The organism is Paremcibacter congregatus, assembly GCF_006385135.1.
GTDB classification, from domain to species: Bacteria; Pseudomonadota; Alphaproteobacteria; order Sphingomonadales; family Emcibacteraceae; genus Paremcibacter; species Paremcibacter congregatus.
Genome location: NZ_CP041025.1, coordinates 1730903 through 1753271 on the forward strand (window position 1 = coordinate 1730903; position 22369 = coordinate 1753271).

Sequence of the window (22369 nt, forward strand, 5' to 3'; positions counted from 1 at the left end):
ATAATGCGGAGGTTAACGATAATATAGCTGCATGCTCCGGTTATTTTGTTCAGATATTTATGTCGTTCCGGCTTCTTTCGCAGCTTTACGGGCTTTGGATAAAAGTCGGGTCAGGGGGCCATGAATAAGGTTGTTGGTCGCGAGAATTTCGCCGGTTTCATAAGCTTTATTCTTGCCATCGAAGGTGGTCACTGAGCCCCCGGCTTCGCGGACAAGAAGGATTCCCGCTGCGACATCCCATTTATTCAAATGAGCTTCCCAATAGCCATCATACTTGCCGGCGGCAACATATGCAAGATCAAGTGCTGCAGATCCGAAACGCCGGACGCCGGATACTTCCCCCATGATGGTGTCGAGGCTGTGAATGAAGGGTTTGTGGCCGGGCGTGCCAAGGAAAGGGATTCCGGTCGCCAGCAGGCTGTGCTGCATATCCCGGCGGGCGGATACGCGGATTTTCATGTCATTGAGAAAAGCGCCCCGACCTTTTTCGGCCCAATAGGTCTCATCCGTAATCGGATTATAAATCACGCCGGCAGTAATTTCGCCATTCTGTTCCAGCGCAATGGAAATACAGAAATGAGGAATACCATGCAGGAAATTGGTCGTCCCGTCCAGCGGGTCGACGATCCAGCGACCGCTGCCGTCCCCGAGGTTGACTTCGCCTTCTTCTTCCAACAGGAAAGCGATATTGGGGCGGGCTTTGAATAATTCTTCTTTGATGATTTTCTCGGCCTTTAGGTCGGCAGAACTGACAAAGTCCGCCGGGCCTTTGCGAGAAACCTGTAAATGTTCGACTTCACCAAAATCGCGGTTCAGTTTACGGCCGGCTTTTTGGGCGGCCATTTCCATGACATTAATGACGGCTGATTTCAAAGCCATTTTAGAAATCCTTTTAATACTAAATACAAGGGGCCTGATATAATACAGGTGAAATGCGGAAATGCGGCCTGTTACTTGGCGCGTTCCACATAGGTACATTCTTCGGTATTGACCACGATTTTGTCGCCGGTATTGACGAAAGGCGGCACCATAACACGACTGCCGTTTTCCATCATGGCGGGTTTGTTGGAAGATGCGGCGGTTTGTCCTTTGACAACCGGCTCAGTCTCGACAACTTCCAGGATCACATTCTGGGGCAGTTTTACGCCGAGAGGGCTTTCTTCGTAGGATTCAATCGTGACTTCCATGCCGTCCTGCAAAAAGACGGCCTGATCGCCAATCAAATCACCTGAAATTTCAATCTGTTCGTAGGTTTCCTGATTCATGAAAGTATACATGCCGGCATTTTCAAACAGATAGGAATACTCTGTTTGTTCAAGGCGAACCTGTTCAACCTTTTCTGAGGCGCGAAAGCGTTCGTTCAATTTGCGGCCATCCCGGAGGTTTTTCAGTTCTACCTGCAGATATGCGCCACCTTTACCAGGCTGTGTATGTTGTGTCTTGACAGCGACCCATAGACCATCTTGGTGTTCTATGACATTACCGGGACGAATGTTGTTACCATCAATTTTCATTTCATAAACCTTTAAAAGAACATTAGCGTGAATCGGGCGCAAATTAACAGTTTGGACGCCGCGACGCAATCTTTATTAATCGCAATACATAAGGTCCGGGCATAGGCCAGATGGTTTAATAGCCCTTTTGCGGATCAACCTGATTGATCAGAGGGACGCCGGTGACCATATTCCGGTGGTTCTGCAGCAGTTGCGCGACAGCATCATCAATGTTGGTCAAGCTGGCGCAGTGGGGGGTAATGGAAATCTTGGGGTGCCGCCAGAAAGGATGATCCTGGGGCAGGGGCTCTGTCTTGAAAACATCAAGACAGGCTCCGCTGATGTGTCCTTTATATATGGCATCCATCAAATCTTCTTCATTAAGCTGTCCACCGCGACCGGCATTGATCAGGTAGGCACCGGTTTTGGCTTGTGCAAACAGGGTGCGGTCGAGAATATCTCGCGTGTCGTGCGTCAGCGGCAGCAGGCAGACAATATAATCCGCCGCCGCCACGGCATCGGGAAGAGCATCGCGCCCGGCGTAACTGACCACATCCGGCAGGGTTTTCGCAGAGCGGCTCCAGCCTGATACCTGATAGCCAAGAAGGTTGAGATAGCGGGCGACTTCACGCCCAATGTTGCCCAGCCCCAGCAAGGTGACATTTTTTGTGGTGCGCGGGGGCTTGGGAGCCCAGCTGCTGGCCGCCTGATACTCGCGGTATTCAGTCAGCCGTAGCTTGTGGTTCAGCAGAACGCCGCCGACATATTCTGCCATCTGATGGGCGAGACTGTTGTCGACCAACCGGGTTATGGTTGCTTGCGGGGGCAGCTTCGGGTCATTGAAGATGTGATCAACGCCGGCGCCGTAAGATGCTATGACCTTCAGGTTCGGATATTTCAGCAATTCACCTGCGGGATGTTTCCAGCTGACAACATATTCAATATCTTCCGGGGCGCCGATTTCAGGCCAAACACGAATATCCAGCGTGGGAGCCGCAGCCTTCAGGGCGGTTTTCAGGGCATCACTGTTCTGATGCGGCATCACGATAAGAAGAGCCATACTGAATCCTTACTTAAAGTCTGGGGCAAAAATGTCATCATCGCTGGCGAAAGATTTGAATTCCAGCCCGTTACCGGCCGGGTCCTGGATGAACATGGTCGCTTGCTCTCCTTTTTCACCTTCAAAACGAATGTGGGGCGGAATTAGAAAGTCAATGCCTTGTGCGGTCAGATGATCGGCGAGGTTTTGCCATGCGTCCCGATCAAGCAACAAACCAAAATGGCTGGTTGGCACCTGTTTGTTTTCAACCAGGCTTGTCGGGCAAGCTGGCATTCTGTCGTTATGATGCGCCACAATCTGGTGGCCGTAAAAATCGAAATCAATCCATTTCTGACTTTCACGACCTACCTTGCAGCCAAGAACGTCGCGATAAAAGAGGCGCGCCTTTTCAAGGTCTGTTACGGGAAAGGCCAAGTGAAAACGTGGTCGTGTCATGGGGTATGCCTCCAGAATAAAAGAAGATGCGGCGACTTTAATCCCGGGGGGCGGATAAAGCAATATGTGATCGTCCAAAATGAAGAACCCGCCTTCAAAAATGAAGACGGGTCAGTTTACCGGAGTTTATTATTGTTTTTATCTCTTAATGCAGCTCTGCACGGACCTGCTGCCGCAGTGTATCGATGGGGATCAGATTGTTCTGAACTTCCAGGTGCCAAAATGTCCAGCCGTTGCAGGATGGCGCGCCTTGAACCCGGGCGCCGATCTGGTGGATGGAGCCTTTATCGTCTTTGCTGATAATCGTGCCATCGGCGCGAACCTTGGCAGAATGCTTCTTGCTGGGGTCAACCAGAACCGTCCCGGGTTTGATCATGCCGCGTTCAACAAGATTTCCGAAAGGAATACGGGCCTGGGCGCGTTTGGCCGGGGTGATTTCCAGGGCGTCGCCGGTCAGAGGTTCAACCATGTTGATCCGGTCCGTGGCGAGACTGATGTATTTGTCTTCCATTTCCAGGCCGATATAGTTCCGCCCAAGTTTCTTGGCAACGGCGCCAGTGGTGCCGGAACCAAAGAAAGGATCAAGGACGACGTCGCCTTTATTGGTGGACGACAGCAGAACCCGGTAGAGAAGGGATTCAGGTTTCTGTGTTGAATGGCCTTTGTGACCGTTGACCTTCAGGCGTTCTTTACCGGAACAGATCGGCAGAACCCAGTCGGATCGCATCTGGATATCTTCATTGAGCGCCTTCATGGCGTCGTAGTTGAAAGTATATTTGTTATAACCTTCGCCTTTATTGCACCACAGCATGGTTTCATGGGCATTGGTGAAGCGGGTGCCGCGGAAATTAGGCATCGGGTTAGTCTTGCGCCAGACAATGTCATTCAGAACCCAATAGCCGATATCCTGGAGGATTGAGCCAACACGATAAATATTGTGATAACTGCCGATGACCCAGATGGTGCCGGTGTCTTTCAGGATCCGGTGGGCGGCGGTCAGCCATTCACGGGTGAAGTCGTCATAAACGGCAAGGCTGTCAAATTTGTCCCACTCATCGTTAACGGCACTGACATGGGAATTATCCGGACGGTGCAGTTCGCCTTTCAACTGCATGTTATAGGGGGGGTCGGCAAAAATGACGTCAACGGATTTTTCCGGCAGACTGTTCATCAACTCAATGCAGTTGCCCTGCAGGATTTGATTGAGGGGCAATTCAGTATAGGGTTTTGGGGTCGCTGCGGGTTTGACTTTTTTCGACGTCTTCATTTTTTCTTGACTCTCTTAAAACTTTTTGATCGCAATATTTGCGTTTGTTATGGAGTGATTCTGATTCAAAAAACGAATCGGGTCAAGAAGTTTTTTTGTCTGGAATCAATCTCTTATAGATTTTTCATCTAAAAGAATCTTCTGAATAGGGGCAAAGCTCATACGGTGAAAACGACTCGGACCTACAAGGCTTAGTGCTTCTATATGTTGGCGGGTACCATATCCTGCGTTCGACTCCCAGCCATATTCAGGGTAAATTTTGGCAATTTCAGCCATAAAAAAATCTCGCCTGACTTTGGCGATAATCGATGCTGCGGCGATCGATAATGATATATTATCACCTTTTATGACAAACGACGCGGGGCAATCGAGTTCAGGAAGGCGGTTACCATCGATCAGCGCGTGGTCGGGGCGACGCGGAAGATTGGCCACGGCGCGTTGCATGGCGAGATGGGTCGCCTGCAATATATTAAGGTCGTCAATTTCCTGGGGACTGGCCTCGCCAAAGCCGACTTGGGCGCTTTCCATAATCAGAGGATAAAGCTTTTCCCGTTTCTTGGCGCTGAGTTTCTTGCTGTCATTCAGGCCATCGGGGATATTGGCCGGATTCAGAATGACGGCAGCCGTTGTGACCGGTCCAGCCCAGGGGCCGCGGCCGACTTCATCGACACCGCAGACATAGCCGCCGATTTGTTCTTCCAGATGATAATTCGGGCCGCTGACAGGGGAGGTGTTCGACATAACGGGCTTTCCAGTATCCTAAAACATCCTATCCTTGGCATTGGGGGGGAAATGTCAAGAGAGGCTGTCTTAGGAAACGGTGAACCAAAAAAATTGGGCGGCTCATCTAGGGAGACCGCCCAAGTCTGGGGAGGAAAATGTCTAACAATGTCAATATTAGGCCACAGGTATTTACAAAACGTTAATAGCTGCCTTATTTATTAATTAATACTAATATAAGAGAGTGTTTTTTTAACACCTGCCCTTAAATCGATATTTTTTTCAGGGAAGTTATTGTAATTATCGGAGAATGGCGTATATAGGCGTATATATATGTAAAATATTTTAATGCACATTATTCAAGTGTAAATACCTCATGGATAGAGGTGGATGGATGGTAACAGATGTATAAATACGATGAGAATGATCGCCGTATCGTTTTGGAACGGGCGGCTCAATTCAAAAGCCAGGTGGAAAGACGTCTGACCGGCGCGCTGAAGGAAGAAGAGTTTCGGCCATTGCGTTTGCAGAATGGTCTGTATCTTCAGCTTCATGCTTATATGTTGCGGGTGGCGGTGCCTTATGGGTTGATGTCCTCGACCCAGATGCGCATGCTGTCTCATATCGCCTCCAAATACGACCGCGGTTATGGTCATATGACCACACGGCAAAACATTCAGTTCAATTGGCCGAAGCTAGATGATGTGCCGAGTATTCTGGATGATCTTGCCTCGGTCGAAATGCATGCCATTCAGACCAGTGGAAACTGTATTCGTAACATTAGCGCGGACCAGTTTGCTGGCGTGATTGCAGATGAAGTGGTTGACCCACGACCTTATGCTGAAATTATGCGTCAATGGTCGACCTTCCATCCTGAGTTCGCTTACCTGCCGCGTAAATTCAAATTTGCTTTTACCGGGGCGACCACGGATCGGGCGGCGGTACAATTCCACGATATTGGCTTTCATGCGTTGAAGAATGATGCCGGTGAGGTTGGTTTCAAGATTTATGTTGGTGGCGGTATGGGCCGGACACCGATGATAGGTAAAGTGGTTAGTGAATTCGTTCCTGAAAAAGACTTGTTGCTGTATACCGAAGCGATTATGCGGGTATATAACCAGTTTGGCCGCCGCGACAACAAATACAAGGCGCGGATCAAAATTCTTGTGCATGAGATGAAACTCGAAGAATTTACCCGTCGGGTGGAGGACGAGTTCACAGCATTGCTGGAGGAAGGCGGCCTTCCTCTGGATCAGGCGGAAATTGACCGGGTTGCGGCATATTTTGTCGATCCAGCCTATGAAGACCTGCCGGAAAAAAGTGCGAGTCTTGACCAGAATCTGGCGGACAACAGGGACTTTTCCTTCTGGTACAGGCAGAATGTACTGACGCATAAAAAAACAGGCTATGCCATTGTTAATCTGTCTCTGAAGAAGCCCGGCGTGCCGCCGGGAGATTTGACGGATGTGCAGATGCTGGCGATTGCCGATCTGGCGGACAAATACAGTTTTGGTGAAATACGCTCAACCCATGAACAAAACCTGGTGTTGGCGGATGTGCGAAAAGACGATTTGTTCGACCTTTGGGGTGCGCTTAACGCGTCGGGGTTTGCTGATCCAAATATCGGAACTCTGCAGGATATGATCTGCTGTCCGGGGCTGGATTTCTGTACGCTGGCCAATGCCCGGTCCATTCCGATCGCAGACAAGATCACCAGTCGTTTCGACGATATGGATTACCTGTATGATTTGGGTGAGTTGAAATTGAAAATGTCCGGGTGCATCAATGCCTGTGGGCATCATCATGTGGGCCACATCGGTATTCTGGGTGTCAATAAAAAGGGGACCGAATTATATCAGATCACGCTCGGTGGTTCTGCGGGGGATGATGCTTCCGTGGGCAAGATTATGGGCCCTGGTTTTGATGAGGATGGCATTGTGCCGGCTCTGGAAAAAATTCTGGCGACATATATTGACCTGCGGGAAGACGGGGAGGAATTCCTCGCTACATACCGCCGTGTCGGCATGACCCCATTTAAGGAGACGCTATATGCAAATCATTAAAGACAAAGCCATTGTTGAGGACCAGTGGGTTCATTTCGATGGTCAAGGTGATCTGCCAGACGGCGATCTTATTGTTTCACTGGATGTGTGGCAAACCCGGGCGAATGAGCTGCAGGGACGTAGAGTGGGGTTACAACTGGAACCGGATCAGCATCCAAAGGATGTTCGGGATGAGCTTGCAAATTTTGAGCTCATCGCAATTAACTTTCCGACCTTTATGGACGGGCGGGGGTATTCTTACGCCAAAATCCTGCGCGACCGGTTTGGTTTCGAGGGGGAAATTCGTGCCGTGGGCGATGTGATGCGGGACCAGATGTTCTATATGCAGCGGTGTGGTTTCACGGCCTATGAAGTGAAAGAAGGCCGTGATATTCACGACGCCATCAAGGCGTTTGATGATTTTTCCGTGAAATATCAGGTTTCTGCTGACGAGCACATCCCGATCTATCGTCGCCGGTAGATCTTCTTAAAAATTTTACTGAAGCTTTACTTTGTGACGGCCGGCGAGGTCCTGGATAAATTGCCAGGCCACCCGGCCGGAGCGCGCGCCGCGGGTGCGTGACCAGATGAGGGCTTCCGCCTGTGCTTTTTCCAGGTCTACAGGTATGTTGTGAGCCGCAATGTAGCGAACGATCATGGCGAGGTAAACCTCCTGTGTGCAGCTGTGAAAGCCAAGCCACAGGCCGAAGCGGTCGGACAGAGAGACTTTTTCTTCGACTGTTTCTGCGGGATTGATCGCTGTGGACCGCTCATTTTCAATCATATCCCGGGGCATCAGGTGGCGCCGGTTTGAGGTGGCGTAGAAAATTACATTTTCCGGTCTGCCTTCAATGCCGCCGTCCAGAACAGCTTTAAGGGACTTGTAACTGCTGTCTTCCGTATCGAACGACAGGTCATCGCAAAAGAGGATTACCCGGCGGGCGCTGTTCTTGATGTGCTCAAGCAGACGCGGCAGGCTTGGGATATCTTCCCGGTGGATCTCGACCAGGGCGAGAGGGTGGTTGTCCTGTCCGCGAATGTGGCCGTGTAAAGCCTTGATCAGAGAACTTTTTCCCATACCGCGCGCGCCCCATAGCAAAGCATTGTTGGCGGGATATCCGTCGGCGAACTGACGTGTGTTTTCCGCAAGGATGTCTCTTACATGATCTATACCCATCAACAGATCGATTTTGACATGATTGACGGCAGGTACCGGTATAAGGCGGTCTGGATCCGTCGCCCAGATGAAGGCGTCCGCCCCTGTAAGGGACGGTTCAGGACGGGGGTCCGGGGTCATCTTTTCTAGCGCCGTGGCAATGCGGGCCAGAAGTTCCGGAGACAGGTCAGGTTGTTTTGACATATTCTTTTCCTCAATTACCAGACATGTAGCATAGTAGATAAAGTTTTTAAATAGGGGCTTTCAACGGCAAAGTCTTGTTTTTTGACTTTAACTGACCTATATGCCTAGGACGTAACGACCCGATTAAAAAATATGGGAAATTAACACGGCGGACGCTATAGTGCCGTCTAAATAAGTTTTAGAGGAAAATATAATGTTTATTTCAGATGCTATGGCTCAAGCTGCCGGTGCAGCGGGTGGTGAAAATGTCCTTATGCAGTTCTTGCCTTTTATCCTGATCATTGCTGTTTTTTACTTTCTTATGATTCGGCCTCAGCAGAAGCGGGTCAAGGAACATAAAAACATGGTTGCCGCATTGCGCCGCGGTGATAATGTCATCACATCCGGCGGGATTGTGGCGAAAGTTTCCAAAGTCATTGATGATAATGAAATCGAACTTGAAATTGCGTCCGGCGTGAAAGTCAAAGTCATCAAGTCGACCATTTCGACCGTTGTGGGCAAGCCTGCACCGGCCAATGATACTGCTGATAAAAAATAATTAACAAATACCGGGATAAGCCATGTTAGATTTCCCCCGTTGGAAAGTGGTTCTGATCACTCTCGTCGCCCTGTTCGGCGTGGTGTCCGCAGCACCGAACTTCCTGAGCGATGAACAGTTGAACAGCCTACCTGATTTTTTACCTAAAAAACAACTGACGTTGGGACTAGACCTGCAAGGGGGGGTCCATCTCTTGATGGAAGTGGACCTGACAGAAGTCCGGCAGGAAAAACTGATTTCTAAACGTGGCGATATCCGGGATGCCCTCCGGGCGGCAAGCATTCCTCAGCGAAGTGCTATTCGTGGCGATAATATCGTGATCAACCTGACCAAACCGGAACAAGCCGATCAAGCGCTCGACGTTCTTGATGATACGGTGGAAATGCTGGGCGGGTCAGCCCTGACCGGTGGCGGGGTGCCTGATATTGAATATTTGAAACAGGAAAACGGCGCAATTATTGTGAGTTTGACTGAAGACGGCCTGATCAAGCGGGGCAATGATGTTATTACCCAGTCCATCGAAGTGCTGCGCCGTCGTATTGACGGTATGGGCACGACGGAGCCGAATATTCAGAAACAGGGCGAAGGCCGAATTCTCATTCAGGTTCCGGGGTTTGATGATCCGCAAAAGTTGAAAAATATCATTGGAAAAACAGCTAAACTGTCGTTCCAGTTGGTTAACAGTGCAATGGGGTCTCAGGACCGGGTCCCTCCTGGGTATGAACGTCTTCCTATGGCGGAGAGCGAGCGGGTTCCTGGCCTGCCGGACAGTCTCGTGGTGAGTAAACGCAAAATACTGACCGGGGAAAATCTGAAAGAAGCCGGACTGGGGTATGACCAGGATAATCGTCCGGTGGTCAGTTTCCGGTTTGATAATTTTGGCGGCAAGAGATTTGCGGATGTCACCCGCAAGAATGTAAACCGGCGCTTTGCAATCATCCTTGATGGTGAAATTATCAGCGCCCCGAATATTCAAAGCCCCATTCTGGGGGGATCCGGTATCATTACCGGTAACTTCACCGTGGAAAGCGCCAGTGAACTGGGCCTGCTGCTCAGTGCCGGGGCATTGCCGGCGCGCTTGACTGTGGTCGAGGAAAGAACGGTTGGCCCGGATCTTGGGTCTGACAATATTGAGGCTGGCAAGATAGCCGCGATCATCGGCCTTTTGGCGGTGATGGTTTATATCGTTCTGAGTTATGGCATGTTTGGCATGGTGGCGAACTTTGCCCTGATAATCAATATTTCCCTGATATTCGGTTTGTTGTCGACTTTGGGCGCCACCTTGACCATGCCGGGGGTAGCCGGGATTGTGCTGACCATCGGGATGGCCGTGGATGCCAACGTTCTGATTTTCGAGCGTGTGCGGGAAGAATTCCGCAAAGGCAAAAAAGCGTTATCGGCTCTTGATACCGGGTATGATAAAGCTTTCAGCACCATTATTGATGCCAATGTCACAACATTTATTGCGGCGCTTATTCTGTTCCAGTTTGGGACCGGTCCGATCAAAGGTTTCGCGGTTACGCTGGCCATCGGGGTTGCGACGTCCATGTTTACCGCGGTTAGCTTTTCCCGCATGATTATTTCCGCATGGGCCGTTCGCAAACGCCCCACCGTGTTGAAAATATAAAGGAGCCTATGAAATGTTATTAAAGCTGGTTCCAGAAAATACGTTCATCAAGTTTATTAATTTTCGTAAATTTGCATATGTCTTCTCCTTGATGATGATAGTTGCCGCCTTTGGGCTGTATTTTTCAAAAGGACTGAATTTCGGTATCGATTTCGAAGGCGGAATCATGGTTGAAATCGGGACTGAGGAAGTTGCAGATATTGGGAAAATCCGGTCAACTCTGTCAGAACTGGACCTTGGTGATGTCAAGGTGCAGGAATTTGGTGATCCCAAAGATGTTTTGATCCGCCTGGAGTATCAGGAGGGCATGACGGTTGATCAGGTGGTGGAAAAGGTGCGGGAAGTGCTGCCCGACGCCATTGAAGGCGAGATCAGTTATCGCCGGACGGAAACCGTCGGGTCCACAGTATCAGAAGAATTGATATCTGACGGGATTATGGCGGTAATACTGGCGATTGGCGCCGTGCTGATCTATATCTGGCTGCGGTTTGAATGGCAGTTTGGGATGGGGGCCGTGATTGCCCTTGTGCATGATGTGATTCTGACCATTGGTATGTTTTCACTCACGGGTCTGGAATTCAATCTGTCGACCATTGCGGCGATCCTGACGATTGTCGGGTATTCATTGAATGACACGGTGGTGGTTTATGACCGTATCCGGGAAAATCTGAAGAAATTCCGTAAGAAACCAATGCCTGAATTGCTGAACCTCAGCATCAATGACACCTTGTCACGGACGGTAATGACCTCCCTGACGACGTTGATTGCTCTGGCCTCCTTGTTTTTCCTCGGGGGGGAAGGTATTCATGGGTTCTCAGCCGCGATGATCTGGGGTATTTTTGTCGGAACATATTCATCCATCTTTATTGCGGCGCCGATCCTGCTGTGGGTGGAGTTACGCCGGGATGAACCGGATACTTCACCGGAAGCCGGGGTGGATGTTATTCCGCCGCAAAAAGGTTCATAAAACACAAGGACATCGTTTTCGTGGAATTTAAAGACGTCACGTCACAAGAAGAAACCGCCATTTCCTCGTATGGGGATGGCGGTTTTCGCATAGGAGAACAGCGCAGTAAAGGATCTATGCTGATCACGCCGCGCGGGTATTACCCATGGGGAGTCGCCGACAAGGCGGACATTACCTGTGACAGTCTGAGCCGTATAATGGAACAGAGGGCTGATATTGATATTCTGCTGATCGGGTCGGGGGACAATATGTCTTTTCTGCCGAAGGATGTCAGAAGCGCTCTGGAAGACGCGGGAATAGCCGTTGATGTGATGGCGACAGGAGCCGCGGCAAGAACCTATAACGTACTTCTGGTGGAAGGGCGCAAGGTGGCGGCCGCTTTGATTGCCGTCGATTAAGACGTCCTGCACCTCTAAGTCTGATGATAAAAAAAAGCCCGGGCAAATTGCCCGGGCTTTTCCTGTTATAAGTGAGTATCGGTTTTAGAAGCCGGTTGCGTTCTGTGCTGAAATCATGGAGAACAGCATTGGAATGGACAACAGGGTGTTGGTGCGGGAAAACAGCATGGCGCGACGGGCCATTTTTGGTTTCAGGGCCGCATCGGCTTCAACCAGACCCAAGGCGATTTTCTGTGCTGGCCAGATGATAAACCAGACATTGAAAGCCATAATCAGACCGAACCACATGCCGAAGCCGATAGAAGGCATCTGCAGGGTCATGGCCTCATGAAGGTAGCCATTCAGGTAAGCGAGGATCAGACCGAACAATACGGTGCCGGCCGCGCCCCAACGGAACCAGAAGAGAGCTTCCGGAGCGATAACTTTTCCGATGGCCGGTTTTTGCTCGTCAGGAATTTTCGGCATGCTGGGGATTTGCACGAAATTGAAATACCACAGGATCCCGATCCACATAACGCCACAAAGGACGTGAAGGTAGCGTACGATAAATAAAGTAAAATCTTCCATAATCAGTCTCCGCCCTTAATTCATTTTTTTCTTTAAATCGGAGATGGCTTTTTCCGGCCCCGATTGGTTCATTTCTTCAAGCTGTTGTGTCGCAAAGACCATGATGATGGTCAGGACAACGCCGGCAACGACGGTCAACGGCAATGATTCTAGAATTTTGCTCATTGTTTTTTCCTGTTTTGTTTTATATACCCATTGGGAATTGTCTCGGGTGTCCACTAAACCCCTCTTAAAAACAATTCGGTCCACAGTTGGACGTGCCAGAGGTTAACAGTTTCTTCACCATGCGTCAAAATATTGCAGGCCCTTATATGAATTAATTCATGGTATGATGATCTTGAACTTGAATTTTGAACGATCCTAAAAGAGTATAAATGTCAGATAGTTCCAAAATATCCCCGCATATCCAGGAAATGATCGAACAGTATGATCATGATCGATACCTGACCGTGCTTTATGCCCCGGAAGACAAGCGTCCGGCGCTTTGTGCGTTATATGCGTTTAACTATGAAATTTCCCGCATTCGCGAAACCGTATCGGAACCGATGCTCGGGGAAATCCGTTTGCAGTGGTGGCGGGAAGCGATTGACGATGTGTATGCAGGCAGCCCCCGGCCTCATGAAATTATGCCGGACTTGGCTATGGCGATCACGACAAATGACCTGTCGCGGGACAGATTGATGGCGATGATTGAAGGACGGGCGCTTGATCTTTATGAAGACAGTCCGAAGGATGAGGCGGCATTAAAGGATTATCTGCTCAAGACAGCGGGAAACCTCGCCTGTCTTGCGGCACATATTCTTGGACAACGGGATGCCGATGATCTGGCGCAGGAATTGGGCATTGCCTGGGGGTATATCGGTCTGATCAGGGCTGTGCCCTATCATATGTCCCTGAAGAAAAGCAACATGCCTGAAAGCCTTATGGCGGCACATGGGGTTTCGGACCAGAAATTCCTCTCGCCTGATAAGCAAGAGGTTAACCGCGCAGTTGTGGGATCCTTATGTCAAACGGCGGAAGATCATCTGGCCCGGGTGCGGGCCGGCAAGAAACGCATCGCGGCTGAGGCGCGGTCGCTCTATCTTCTCTCCGCCCTGAGCCGTAGTTACCTCAAAACGATCCGGAAAGCAGATTACAATCCTTTTGCTCTGGAAGAGAAGGCGGATGCTTTTTTCCGTCACTTGCGATTACTGAGTTCGGCTTTATTCAATCGGATTTAAGCCTGGTTTCATCAAGCCAGTGGGCAAGAGCCTCCAATGCCCGCTGTGACTTTGCCGGCTTACGATCCTTGCGTTTCATTTTTTTACCTTCAAGCACCGGCATGATGCCAAAATTGACATTCATTGGCTGAAAATGCTTGCGGTCACCGACACCGGGAATCTGGCCCCCTGTGATATAATGGATCAACGCGCCAAAAGCAGTTGTCATGGGGGGAGGAGAAATCTCTGTCCCCAGTCGTTCTGCCGCAGCAAAGCGCCCGGCCATCAGGCCCATGGCGGCGCTCTCCACATAGCCCTCTACACCTGATATTTGCCCGGCAAAACGCAGACGCGGCTGCATTTTCAGACGCAGGTTGCTGTCGAGAAGATTGGGGCTGTTGATAAAGGTATTGCGGTGCAATCCCCCCAAACGGGCAAATTTGGCTTCTTCAAGACCGGGGATCTTGCGAAATGTCTCGGTCTGGGCGCCGTATTTCATTTTGGTCTGGAAACCGACCATATTATACAGGGTGCCAAGCTTGTTATCCTGTCGCAGTTGCAGGACCGCATAGGGGGCTTCGTCAGAATGGGGGTTGGTCAGGCCAACCGGTTTCATGGGGCCAAACCTCAGGGTTTCACGCCCGCGCTCCGCCATCACCTCGATTGGCATGCAGCCATCGAAATAGGGTGTGTTCTTTTCCCAGTCCTTATAATCGTATTTTTCCTGATCGATCAAATCATCGATCAGGGTTTCATACTGGTCCTTGTTCAGGGGCAGGTTGATGTAATCTGCTGTATCGCCTTTGTCATAGCGCGATTGATACCAGGCCTTGTCAAAGTTGATGCTGTCTTTGTAGATAATCGGCGCAATGGCGTCGAAAAAGGCCAGTTCATTCTCGCCGGTCATCTCAAGAATCGACTGGGCCAGCGCATCAGAGGTGAGGGGGCCGGTGGCGATAATCACGTTATCCCAGTCTTCCGGCGGAATTTGGGCCACTTCCTCACGCACCATCGTGAATAATGGATTAGCCTCGAGGCGCTCCTGCACGGTTTTGCTAAGGCCCAGACGGTCGACGGCGAGGGCGCTGCCGGCGGGGACGCTGTTTTCCTGAGCCGCCGCCATGATCAGGGAATTGCAGCGGCGCATTTCCTCATGCAGCAGCCCAACGGCGTTATTTTCATAATCGTCGGACCGAAAACTGTTGGAGCAGACCATCTCTGCAAGACCATCGGTCTGATGGACATCGGTTTTGCGCACCGGGCGCATTTCATGTAAAACGACGGGAATGCCTTGTTGCATGACCTGCCAGGCGGCTTCCGTACCCGCCATGCCGCCACCAATGATATGTATTTCTTTCATTTCAGTCATCCTGTCCAATTTACGGCTGTCATAGCAGGAGATCGGACAGAAGAAAAGATTCTATTTCTTGCTGTTCAGCATTTTCTCAATACTTTTTGTCATGTCGATAGAGAGTTTCGAAAGCTCCCCGGCCGCTTGTCTGACTTCTTCCGAGGAATCACCAGTGTTATTGATCAATTTACTGATCTGAGTAAGATCAGAAGACACTTCTTGAGACCGGAGAGCCTCGGTCTGGATGCTGGAGCTGATTTCATTGGTCACTTGGTTTTGTTCACGAACGGCTTTATTGATTTCTTCATTGATAGTGCTCATTTGGTCAACCGTGCCGGATATGCCTTCTATTGCAGTGACGACAGCGTTAGTGGCATGCTGGATTTCATTGACCTTGGAGGAAATCTCGGTGGTTGCCGCTGTGGTTTGGGCGGACAGGGTTTTTACTTCTCCGGCGACAACGGCAAATCCCTTGCCGGCATCCCCGGCGCGCGCCGCTTCTATGGTGGCATTCAATGCCAACAGGTTTGTCTGATTGGCGATATCCTCAATCAGTTTGATGACGACACCGATTTCTGATGCTGATGTGTTGAGGCGCTGAATCATTTCTTTGCTGGAATTGGACTGACCAACGGCTTTCTGGGTGACTTTTGCTCCTTCTTCAATATTGCGGAGAATTTCACTGATGCTGGCTGTTAACTCTTCTGTTGCCGAGGCGACTCCCTGAACACTTGATGTTGTTTGTTCAGAATTTACGGTAACGGCGGATGTTTTTTTGCTGGCTTCTTGTGCTGTATTAGACATGGATTCCGAGGTGGAGCTTAATTCGGTCGCCGCCGATGCGACTCCTTTGGAAATATCGGTGACTTCTTTTTCCACCGTAACTATGTCGGAAATGATGTTCCAGGTTAGCATGGGGCCGAGATAAGTGTTGTTTGCACCGATTATCGCGCTGACATTCAGGGATAGGGTTTCATCCCCTAATTGAATACGGGCGTTGTGCGGCAGATTTTTGGGATCGGAGAGAATACCCCGTTGCATCATTGGTTTTTTGTGAAAAATATCAATACAGGTGCCCAGCGCCTGATCTGCCGTAATGGGAATTAGATGTTCAAGCTTTTGGAGGGTTTTCTTGCTTGTCTGATTTATGTAATCAATTTTAAAATCATTTGGATCGCAGGTCATGACATTGAGCGGCATATTATCAAGCATGCTCATCAGGCGAACGGTTTCTTTTTCCGCTTTCAGTTTTTCAGTTACAATACTCCAGGTGAGAATGAAGGTGTCTTCGTCCAAAGCGGTTAGAAACAGGTCTAAATATTCTTCCCCGAGAGTAATGATGGCCTGGTGGGGCAGGTTTTTGGGGTCATTTAACATTTCCCGTTGAAAGCTTGGCTCTTTATGGAAGACATCAATGCAGGTCCCGACCAAATCTTTGGGGGAAATCGGGATTAAATCTTTAAGCAGTTCAAGGGTTTTTATGCTCTGTTGATTGGCATACGTAATGGTAAAAGTGTTTTTGTCACAGAGCATGACGTTAATGGGGATGCTTTCCAACACAGACAAATACAGGTTCTCTGTTTCTGCTTTTTGGGGGGATGTAGTGTTTACGCGAGACAGGGGCGGTGTTTTCCGTTTGGTGCGATAGAACATGAAAAGTACTCCCGTAATATTGAAACAAATGGATGACGTGAGACAGAGAATACCTAAAAACGGTATATGTCACTTAATCTTTGGTAAGCCATTAATTGAATTGCTATGGTTCATTAGCCTATTGATTGAACATTAAGGAAATATTAATATAATCGAATATACCATAATATTTAGTTGATTAAACATTATTGAGCTGCAAACCTCCCGGTGTTTGATCTGGAATCATAAAAAAGCGCCTGCTTTCTGGGAAAAAGCAGGCGCGGTCACAATGGAGATTTGCAATAAGTAAGTCGTAAGTTGGGTGTTCCAGATATGGTTGAGTATCTGTTACAGCCTGATGATAGGCTCTTCATGGTTAATAATAGGTTAAAATCAGAAACAAATATAAGAAAAATCTAAATATAGTTCTTAAGGTATTGACCTGTATAACTTTTGTCGCACTTAACGATTTCTTCCGGAGGACCTTCCGCCAGGATATAACCGCCACCATCTCCGCCTTCAGGGCCAAGATCGATGATCCAGTCACTGGTCTTGATGACTTCCAGATTATGTTCGATGATTACCACTGTATTGCCCTGATCGACCAGAGTATGCAGAACTTCGAGCAACTTCTTGATGTCTTCAAAATGCAGGCCGGTTGTTGGCTCGTCAAGTATATAGAGCGTGCGGCCGGTAGATCGCTTCGAGAGTTCCTTACTTAGCTTGACCCGCTGCGCCTCGCCACCGGACAGGGTGGTGGCCGCCTGACCGACCTTGATATAAGTGAGACCGACCTTTTCCAGGGTGATCATTTTATCGCGGATGCTGGGCACGGCGGCGAAAAATTGAGCCGCTTCCTCTACCGTCATATCCAGGATATCGGCAATGGACTTGCCTTTATATTTGATTTCCAGGGTTTCCCGGTTGTAGCGCTTCCCCTCACAGACGTCGCACTGGACATAAACGTCGGGCAGGAAATGCATTTCGATCTTGATCAGGCCGTCGCCCTGACAGGCTTCGCAGCGTCCGCCCTTGACGTTGAACGAAAAACGACCAGGTTTATAGCCCCGTGCCTTGGATTCCGGCAGGCCGGCGAACCAGTCGCGGATGGGCGTGAAGGCGCCGGTGTAGGTCGCGGGGTTTGAACGTGGGGTGCGGCCAATGGGGGACTGGTCGATATCGACCACCTTGTCGATAAATTCGAGGCCCGTGATGTCTTGATGAGGGGCGGGGATATTGCGGTTATTGTTGAGCTTGCGCGCCACACCGCGATAGAGGGTATCAACAGTCAGGGTCGATTTGCCACTGCCGGATACGCCGGTGATGCAGGTCATGGTACCGAGCGGTATCGCCGTCGTGACATCTTGCAGGTTATTGCCTGTCGCGCCTTTAATAACGATCTCTTTGCGTTTCTTGCCTGCTTTCTGGCCGGGGCGGCGCTCTGACGGCACCGCGATTTTTTTCTGACCTGTCAGATACTGGCCGGTCAGGCTGTTGGGGTTATCGAGAATATCCTGCAGCGTGCCTTCCGCCACCACTTCACCACCATGCTCGCCGGCGCCGGGGCCCATGTCGATTACATGATCGGCATTGCGGATGGCGTCTTCGTCATGTTCGACCACCAGAACCGTGTTACCCATATCTCGCAGATTATACAGCGTTTCCAGCAAACGGTCATTGTCCCGCTGGTGCAGGCCGATGGAGGGCTCGTCCAGCACATAGAGCACGCCGGTGAGGCCGGAGCCGATTTGGGAGGCCAAGCGGATGCGCTGTGATTCCCCGCCCGACAGGGTGCCGGAGGTGCGTGACAGGTTGAGATAACTCAGGCCGACATTATTGAGGAAGCCAAGGCGTTCGTTGATTTCCTTCAACACCCGTCCGGCAATTTCCTTGTCCTTTTCATTTAAACGGTCCGGCAGGGATTTGAACCAAGCGAAACTATCGGCGACGGACAGTTCGGTGATCTGGCCGATATGGCGTTCGGCAATTTTAACCACAAGAGCTTCTTTTTTCAGACGATATCCGCCACAGGATTCACATTCGGAGGCGCTTTGGAACCGTCCGAGTTCTTCTCGCATCATGTTGCTGTCGGTTTCGCGCCAGCGCCGCTCGATGTTGCCAATCACGCCTTCGAACGGTTTCTCGACCTTATATTGCTTGCGGTCATCGCTGTAGATCATTTCGATGATTTCGGAGCCACTGCCGAACAGAATGACATTTTGGGCTTTTTCGGAGAGTTTTTCCCACGGGTAATTGGTTTTGAAGCCATAATGCTTACCGAGGCTCTTCAGGGTCTGGGCGTAATAAGGGGCGTTTGATTTTGACCAGGGCGCCAGGGCGCCATCATCCAGGCTCTTCGCGCGGTCCGGCACCACGAGGTCCGGATCAAAATAGAGTTTTTTGCCGAGGCCGTCGCAGGTTGGACAAGCGCCAAAGGGATTATTAAAGGAGAAAAGGCGGGGTTCGATTTCCTCAATGGTGAAGCCGGATACCGGGCAGGCGAATTTTGCCGAAAACATGATGGTGTCGCCAGCCTTGTCGCCATTGGCATATTCGATGATCGCCAAACCATCGGCGAGGGCAAGAGCCGTTTCCATACTGTCGGCGAGACGGGTTTCCAGATCGGGACGGACGACGAGCCGGTCGACTACGACTTCAATATCGTGTTTTATTTTTTTATCCAGAGCGGGAACATTATCGAGTTCGTAAAATTCACCATCGACTTTCACCCGTTGAAAGCCGTCGCGTTGCAGTTCGGCGAATTCCTTACGGTATTCCCCCTTGCGTCCCCGTACGATAGGGGCGAGCAGATAGAGCCGCACGCCTTCCTCCAGTGCCATCACCCGGTCAACCATCTGGCTGACGGTCTGGCTTTCGATCGGCAGGCCGGTGGCGGGGGAATAGGGGACGCCGATACGGGCGAACAACAGACGCATGTAGTCATAGACCTCGGTCACTGTCCCGACGGTTGATCGTGGATTGCGCGAGGTGGTTTTCTGTTCAATAGAAATCGCAGGTGACAGGCCTTCAATATGGTCGCAATCGGGTTTCTGCATCATTTCGAGAAACTGACGGGCATAGGCGGAGAGGCTTTCCACATAGCGCCGTTGTCCCTCGGCATAGATGGTGTCAAAGGCGAGAGAGGATTTTCCGGATCCGCTCAGGCCGGTGATTACCACAAGCTTGTCCCGGGGAATATTCACATTGATATTTTTTAAATTATGTTCTCTGGCCCCTTGGACGGAAATCTCGGTCAGCATCTTTAAATCTCATACCCTTTGCACAAATCTATATGTGCAATTTGGGGGTTTTTCAGGATAAGTCAAGTTCTTATTTTGTTCTCATTGGGAAATATGCTATTTTCAATTGTTAATTTTTGCATGAGCCGTTATGGTGAGGGCAAATAAAAATACTTAACGTTAGGAATTCAATATGGCAGGTAGTGTCAACAAAGTCATCCTTTTGGGTAATCTGGGGCGTGACCCCGAAGTTCGTCATACCAATGATGGCAACCCGGTGGTGACCCTTAATCTGGCGACATCGGATACATGGAAAGACCGCAATACGGGTGAACGTAAAGAGCGCACGGAATGGCACCGGGTCGTGATCTTTAACGAAAACCTCTGCCGCGTGGCCGAGCAGTATCTGCGCAAGGGCTCAACCGTCTATATCGAAGGCGCGTTGCAGACTCGCAAATGGACTGATAACGCCGGTGTTGAGAAATATACCACAGAAGTGGTGCTGCAGAAATTCCGCGGCGAACTGACTATGGTCGGGGGACGTGGTGATGGCGGCGGCGGGTACGGCGGAGCATCCGGCGGCGACGACTTTGGCGGCGGATCATCATCAGGCGGTGGTCAGTCCGGCGGTAACTTTGGTGGCGGTTCTTCAGATCTGGATGACGAAATCCCGTTCTAGGGCCTAGCCTGGATATTTTAATCAAAGCCCGCTTATTGAATCCTTAACAGGATCAAGGCGGGCTTTTTGCATAAACCAGCAAGGGTTTAATGAATAAATATATCAAAATTACCAATTCGATCTCGATTCATGAAGATGAAATAGTTGAGCAGTTCATTCGTTCAACCGGACCAGGCGGGCAGAATGTCAACAAGGTGGAAACGGCGGTACAGATCCGTTTTGATGCCAAAAACTGTCCGGCTCTTAAAGACGAGGTTTTCGCCCGCCTGCGCGGCCTTGCCGGCCACCGTATGACCGCGGCGGGAATTATTGTGATTACCGCGAATAAATTTCGCAGTCAGATGCGCAATCGGGAAGATGCCCAGGAACGCCTGATCGCTTTGATCCGGGAGGCTGCCGTACCGCCCAAGGCGCGCCGCCCAACCAAGCCCACGCGAAGTTCCAAAATTAAGCGGGTCGAAACCAAGAAAAAACAAGGCGCACAAAAGAAACAGCGGCAGAAAAATATATCCTTTGATTGAACTCGGGGTGGCTTTTTTGGTCAGTCTTTGTCACGTTTTGGCAATTGCGCGGTGAGATGAGAATATTCTTCCGGATCGCGTTGGTGATAGGCCTCCAGTTTGTTTTTATAGGCTGCCTGATGCCGGGCGAAATTTTCCATCGTCAATGGATGCCCGAAGTCTGTTGGGCCAGTGCCGGGTTTCCCGAGCATGCGGTCAAGCATCAGGTCGCCCAGCGCCTGTGAATAATGCGCCGGTTCCCAAAACCACTTCAGGGGCGTTCTGCCAGCTTTCAGGATCGGTTCGGCGATATAGTCCGTCGGGTCGCTAAAATCCCAAAGAGTGATGGTGTCTTTGGTACTTGTTTGTGCCACGAGTGTAACAAGACGTTTCTTCCAAAGCCAGAATTCAGATGTCAGTCCGGCTTGATCAATAATATCAAGATAGTTGATATGGTAAGGATTGATAAAAACTTTTGTCTCGATATTGTGGTTGTTGAGATACCGCAGCAGAAACTGTAATTTGCTCAGGTCCGGCGACCCGGTATAACCAGGAGTGTCCGTTTGCCATTTTCGCATTGTGAAGCTGTTGTATACTTGAGGGATCTTTTGACCAAATAGCGCTTTGACGCCTTCATGGGTTGTGGCATGCCGCATATCGCCGGCAGGGTTAAAGCCGTTGGCAAGAAGGTTGGAACTGGATGGTGTCTGGTTGGCAACTGTCGTCAGGCTGTCCCAAAATGTACTAAGCGCGATTAAGGGAAAATAATGGTCTTTCAGGGATTGAAGAAAATAAGCGTTATTTTCCGTGCCGTCCCAGTGATATTTACGACGCTTGTCGGCATCGGACGGTGCAGGGGGCCAGGTGCGCGGGTCAGTCGTGCTGTCGGCAGAGGTGACAAAATCCAAAAAATCGACAGAAATTAAAACCTGTTTAATGTCATGATCTCTCAATATATCGAGTGCATATCCATATTGAACCGAGAGGCCGCTGCCGGGCTGGCCAAGATTAAACGCCTGAAGGTTATGATCAATGAAATAGGAGTGCGCAGGGTTCAGACCCATTTCCGGGCGGGAGTTACCAACGATCAGAACATCGGGCGCCATGCGGTGTGCGGCATGTATTTTTGACTGCAAGGAATGTGTGCCGGCTTTAGGTTTAATCCTGTTCAGGCCTTTCAGATCATGATGGCCATACAGCAGGTAAGGATCAATGACATAATTAAATCCCATGATGCCACAAAACAGGAGTGCTGCAAAAGAGAGCCAGAGTTTTAAGAATTTTTTTTCATTCAT

22 protein-coding genes are annotated in these 22369 nt (G+C 50.1%); 9 read left to right on the forward strand and 13 right to left on the reverse strand.

Annotation, left to right across the window (positions count from 1 at the left end; all coding sequences use genetic code 11):
• Positions 1–57: 57 nt before the first annotated feature.
• The 6 genes from FIV45_RS07675 to FIV45_RS07700 all read right to left on the reverse strand — a co-directional run bounded on the left by FIV45_RS07675 (position 58) and on the right by FIV45_RS07700 (position 4996).
• Complete coding sequence (locus tag FIV45_RS07675; protein WP_099471782.1) at positions 58–879, reverse strand: inositol monophosphatase family protein; 822 nt, start codon at positions 877–879, stop codon at positions 58–60.
• 71 nt (positions 880–950) lie between these two features.
• Complete coding sequence (gene efp, locus FIV45_RS07680) at positions 951–1514, reverse strand: elongation factor P (protein ID WP_099471783.1); 564 nt, start codon at positions 1512–1514, stop codon at positions 951–953.
• A 115-nt stretch (positions 1515–1629) separates the two neighbouring features.
• Positions 1630–2553, reverse strand: coding sequence for a 2-hydroxyacid dehydrogenase (locus FIV45_RS07685; protein ID WP_099471784.1), 924 nt, complete (start codon positions 2551–2553; stop codon positions 1630–1632).
• Positions 2554–2562: 9 nt separating this feature from the next.
• A complete protein-coding gene (locus tag FIV45_RS07690; RefSeq protein WP_099471940.1) occupies positions 2563–2988 on the reverse strand; it encodes a VOC family protein in 426 nt (141 codons plus the stop codon).
• A gap of 145 nt (positions 2989–3133) precedes the next feature.
• Positions 3134–4255: a site-specific DNA-methyltransferase gene (locus FIV45_RS07695; protein ID WP_099471785.1), complete on the reverse strand. Its 1122-nt coding sequence runs from the start codon at positions 4253–4255 to the stop codon at positions 3134–3136.
• A gap of 105 nt (positions 4256–4360) precedes the next feature.
• Entirely contained in the window at positions 4361–4996 is a 636-nt protein-coding gene (locus FIV45_RS07700; protein ID WP_099471786.1) for a ribonuclease HII, read from the reverse strand.
• Positions 4997–5379: 383 nt separating this feature from the next.
• Between FIV45_RS07700 and FIV45_RS07705 the strand changes: the two genes are divergently transcribed.
• Together FIV45_RS07705 and FIV45_RS07710 are read left to right on the forward strand one after the other, a co-directional pair.
• A complete protein-coding gene (locus tag FIV45_RS07705; protein WP_099471787.1) occupies positions 5380–7038 on the forward strand; it encodes a nitrite/sulfite reductase in 1659 nt (552 codons plus the stop codon).
• Entirely contained in the window at positions 7025–7498 is a 474-nt protein-coding gene (locus tag FIV45_RS07710; RefSeq protein ID WP_099471788.1) for a DUF934 domain-containing protein, read from the forward strand. The genes FIV45_RS07705 and FIV45_RS07710 overlap by 14 nt, the downstream gene beginning before the upstream one ends.
• Before the next feature lie 15 nt (positions 7499–7513).
• Here the strand turns inward: FIV45_RS07710 and FIV45_RS07715 are convergent, their stop codons facing one another.
• Positions 7514–8377, reverse strand: coding sequence for an ATP-binding protein (locus FIV45_RS07715; RefSeq protein ID WP_099471789.1), 864 nt, complete (start codon positions 8375–8377; stop codon positions 7514–7516).
• Positions 8378–8570: 193 nt separating this feature from the next.
• Here FIV45_RS07715 and yajC point away from each other — a divergent pair, with 193 nt between their 5' ends.
• From yajC to FIV45_RS07735, 4 genes are read left to right on the forward strand one after another with little or no spacing between them, the layout of a single operon-like run.
• A complete protein-coding gene (gene yajC, locus FIV45_RS07720) occupies positions 8571–8915 on the forward strand; it encodes a preprotein translocase subunit YajC (protein WP_099471790.1) in 345 nt (114 codons plus the stop codon).
• 22 nt (positions 8916–8937) lie between these two features.
• Positions 8938–10542: a protein translocase subunit SecD gene (gene secD / locus FIV45_RS07725; protein WP_099471791.1), complete on the forward strand. Its 1605-nt coding sequence runs from the start codon at positions 8938–8940 to the stop codon at positions 10540–10542.
• A gap of 13 nt (positions 10543–10555) precedes the next feature.
• The gene (secF, locus tag FIV45_RS07730) at positions 10556–11509 is read left to right on the forward strand and encodes a protein translocase subunit SecF (protein WP_099471792.1); all 954 of its coding nucleotides are present in this window, start codon (positions 10556–10558) and stop codon (positions 11507–11509) included.
• Positions 11510–11529: 20 nt separating this feature from the next.
• Positions 11530–11907 carry an Mth938-like domain-containing protein gene (locus FIV45_RS07735; RefSeq protein ID WP_204602090.1) on the forward strand — a complete coding sequence of 126 codons (378 nt, stop codon included), beginning with the start codon at positions 11530–11532 and terminating at the stop codon, positions 11905–11907.
• 84 nt (positions 11908–11991) lie between these two features.
• On the opposite strand, the gene FIV45_RS07740 is transcribed toward FIV45_RS07735, so the two are convergent.
• Together FIV45_RS07740 and FIV45_RS18415 are read right to left on the reverse strand one after the other, a co-directional pair.
• On the reverse strand, positions 11992–12474 hold the full coding sequence (locus FIV45_RS07740; protein WP_099471794.1) for a urate hydroxylase PuuD: 483 nt from the start codon (positions 12472–12474) through the stop codon (positions 11992–11994).
• A 15-nt stretch (positions 12475–12489) separates the two neighbouring features.
• Positions 12490–12639, reverse strand: a complete 150-nt coding sequence (locus FIV45_RS18415; RefSeq protein WP_165776943.1) for a hypothetical protein — start codon at positions 12637–12639, stop codon at positions 12490–12492.
• 209 nt (positions 12640–12848) lie between these two features.
• Between FIV45_RS18415 and FIV45_RS07745 the strand changes: the two genes are divergently transcribed.
• Positions 12849–13694: a phytoene/squalene synthase family protein gene (locus FIV45_RS07745; RefSeq protein WP_099471795.1), complete on the forward strand. Its 846-nt coding sequence runs from the start codon at positions 12849–12851 to the stop codon at positions 13692–13694.
• Here FIV45_RS07745 and trmFO read toward each other — a convergent pair.
• The 3 genes from trmFO to uvrA all read right to left on the reverse strand — a co-directional run bounded on the left by trmFO (position 13681) and on the right by uvrA (position 19916).
• Positions 13681–15042: a methylenetetrahydrofolate--tRNA-(uracil(54)-C(5))-methyltransferase (FADH(2)-oxidizing) TrmFO gene (trmFO, locus tag FIV45_RS07750; protein WP_099471796.1), complete on the reverse strand. Its 1362-nt coding sequence runs from the start codon at positions 15040–15042 to the stop codon at positions 13681–13683. The two genes, FIV45_RS07745 and trmFO, sit on opposite strands and share 14 nt — an antisense overlap.
• A 51-nt stretch (positions 15043–15093) precedes the next feature.
• The gene (locus tag FIV45_RS07755) at positions 15094–16677 is read right to left on the reverse strand and encodes a methyl-accepting chemotaxis protein (protein ID WP_099471797.1); all 1584 of its coding nucleotides are present in this window, start codon (positions 16675–16677) and stop codon (positions 15094–15096) included.
• A 395-nt stretch (positions 16678–17072) separates the two neighbouring features.
• Positions 17073–19916 carry an excinuclease ABC subunit UvrA gene (gene uvrA / locus FIV45_RS07760; protein WP_099471798.1) on the reverse strand — a complete coding sequence of 948 codons (2844 nt, stop codon included), beginning with the start codon at positions 19914–19916 and terminating at the stop codon, positions 17073–17075.
• Between the two features lie 172 nt (positions 19917–20088).
• Between uvrA and ssb the strand changes: the two genes are divergently transcribed.
• Together ssb and arfB are read left to right on the forward strand one after the other, a co-directional pair.
• Positions 20089–20574 (forward strand): single-stranded DNA-binding protein, encoded by a 486-nt coding sequence (ssb, locus tag FIV45_RS07765; protein WP_099471799.1) that lies wholly within the window; start codon positions 20089–20091, stop codon positions 20572–20574.
• 89 nt (positions 20575–20663) lie between these two features.
• Positions 20664–21095 carry an alternative ribosome rescue aminoacyl-tRNA hydrolase ArfB gene (gene arfB / locus FIV45_RS07770; RefSeq protein ID WP_099471800.1) on the forward strand — a complete coding sequence of 144 codons (432 nt, stop codon included), beginning with the start codon at positions 20664–20666 and terminating at the stop codon, positions 21093–21095.
• Between the two features lie 20 nt (positions 21096–21115).
• On the opposite strand, the gene FIV45_RS07775 is transcribed toward arfB, so the two are convergent.
• Positions 21116–22369, reverse strand: a complete 1254-nt coding sequence (locus tag FIV45_RS07775) for a hypothetical protein (protein ID WP_099471801.1) — start codon at positions 22367–22369, stop codon at positions 21116–21118.

Bases quoted from the DNA above. Each gene is read 5' to 3' on its own strand.
- FIV45_RS07695 (WP_099471785.1), bottom strand. From the start codon at position 4,255: ATGAAGACGTCGAAAAAAGTCAAACCCGCAGCGACCCCAAAACCCTAT.
- FIV45_RS07745 (WP_099471795.1), top strand. From the start codon at position 12,849: ATGTCAGATAGTTCCAAAATATCCCCGCATATCCAGGAAATGATCGAA.
- yajC (WP_099471790.1), top strand. From the start codon at position 8,571: ATGTTTATTTCAGATGCTATGGCTCAAGCTGCCGGTGCAGCGGGTGGT.
- secF (WP_099471792.1), top strand. From the start codon at position 10,556: ATGTTATTAAAGCTGGTTCCAGAAAATACGTTCATCAAGTTTATTAAT.
- ssb (WP_099471799.1), top strand. From the start codon at position 20,089: ATGGCAGGTAGTGTCAACAAAGTCATCCTTTTGGGTAATCTGGGGCGT.
- uvrA (WP_099471798.1), bottom strand. From the start codon at position 19,916: ATGCTGACCGAGATTTCCGTCCAAGGGGCCAGAGAACATAATTTAAAA.
- FIV45_RS18415 (WP_165776943.1), bottom strand. From the start codon at position 12,639: ATGAGCAAAATTCTAGAATCATTGCCGTTGACCGTCGTTGCCGGCGTT.
- FIV45_RS07685 (WP_099471784.1), bottom strand. From the start codon at position 2,553: ATGGCTCTTCTTATCGTGATGCCGCATCAGAACAGTGATGCCCTGAAA.
- FIV45_RS07775 (WP_099471801.1), bottom strand. From the start codon at position 22,369: ATGAATGAAAAAAAATTCTTAAAACTCTGGCTCTCTTTTGCAGCACTC.
- FIV45_RS07740 (WP_099471794.1), bottom strand. From the start codon at position 12,474: ATGGAAGATTTTACTTTATTTATCGTACGCTACCTTCACGTCCTTTGT.
- arfB (WP_099471800.1), top strand. From the start codon at position 20,664: ATGAATAAATATATCAAAATTACCAATTCGATCTCGATTCATGAAGAT.
- FIV45_RS07700 (WP_099471786.1), bottom strand. From the start codon at position 4,996: ATGTCGAACACCTCCCCTGTCAGCGGCCCGAATTATCATCTGGAAGAA.
- FIV45_RS07690 (WP_099471940.1), bottom strand. From the start codon at position 2,988: ATGACACGACCACGTTTTCACTTGGCCTTTCCCGTAACAGACCTTGAA.
- trmFO (WP_099471796.1), bottom strand. From the start codon at position 15,042: ATGACTGAAATGAAAGAAATACATATCATTGGTGGCGGCATGGCGGGT.
- FIV45_RS07675 (WP_099471782.1), bottom strand. From the start codon at position 879: ATGGCTTTGAAATCAGCCGTCATTAATGTCATGGAAATGGCCGCCCAA.
- FIV45_RS07715 (WP_099471789.1), bottom strand. From the start codon at position 8,377: ATGTCAAAACAACCTGACCTGTCTCCGGAACTTCTGGCCCGCATTGCC.
- FIV45_RS07710 (WP_099471788.1), top strand. From the start codon at position 7,025: ATGCAAATCATTAAAGACAAAGCCATTGTTGAGGACCAGTGGGTTCAT.
- efp (WP_099471783.1), bottom strand. From the start codon at position 1,514: ATGAAAATTGATGGTAACAACATTCGTCCCGGTAATGTCATAGAACAC.
- secD (WP_099471791.1), top strand. From the start codon at position 8,938: ATGTTAGATTTCCCCCGTTGGAAAGTGGTTCTGATCACTCTCGTCGCC.
- FIV45_RS07705 (WP_099471787.1), top strand. From the start codon at position 5,380: ATGTATAAATACGATGAGAATGATCGCCGTATCGTTTTGGAACGGGCG.
- FIV45_RS07755 (WP_099471797.1), bottom strand. From the start codon at position 16,677: ATGTTCTATCGCACCAAACGGAAAACACCGCCCCTGTCTCGCGTAAAC.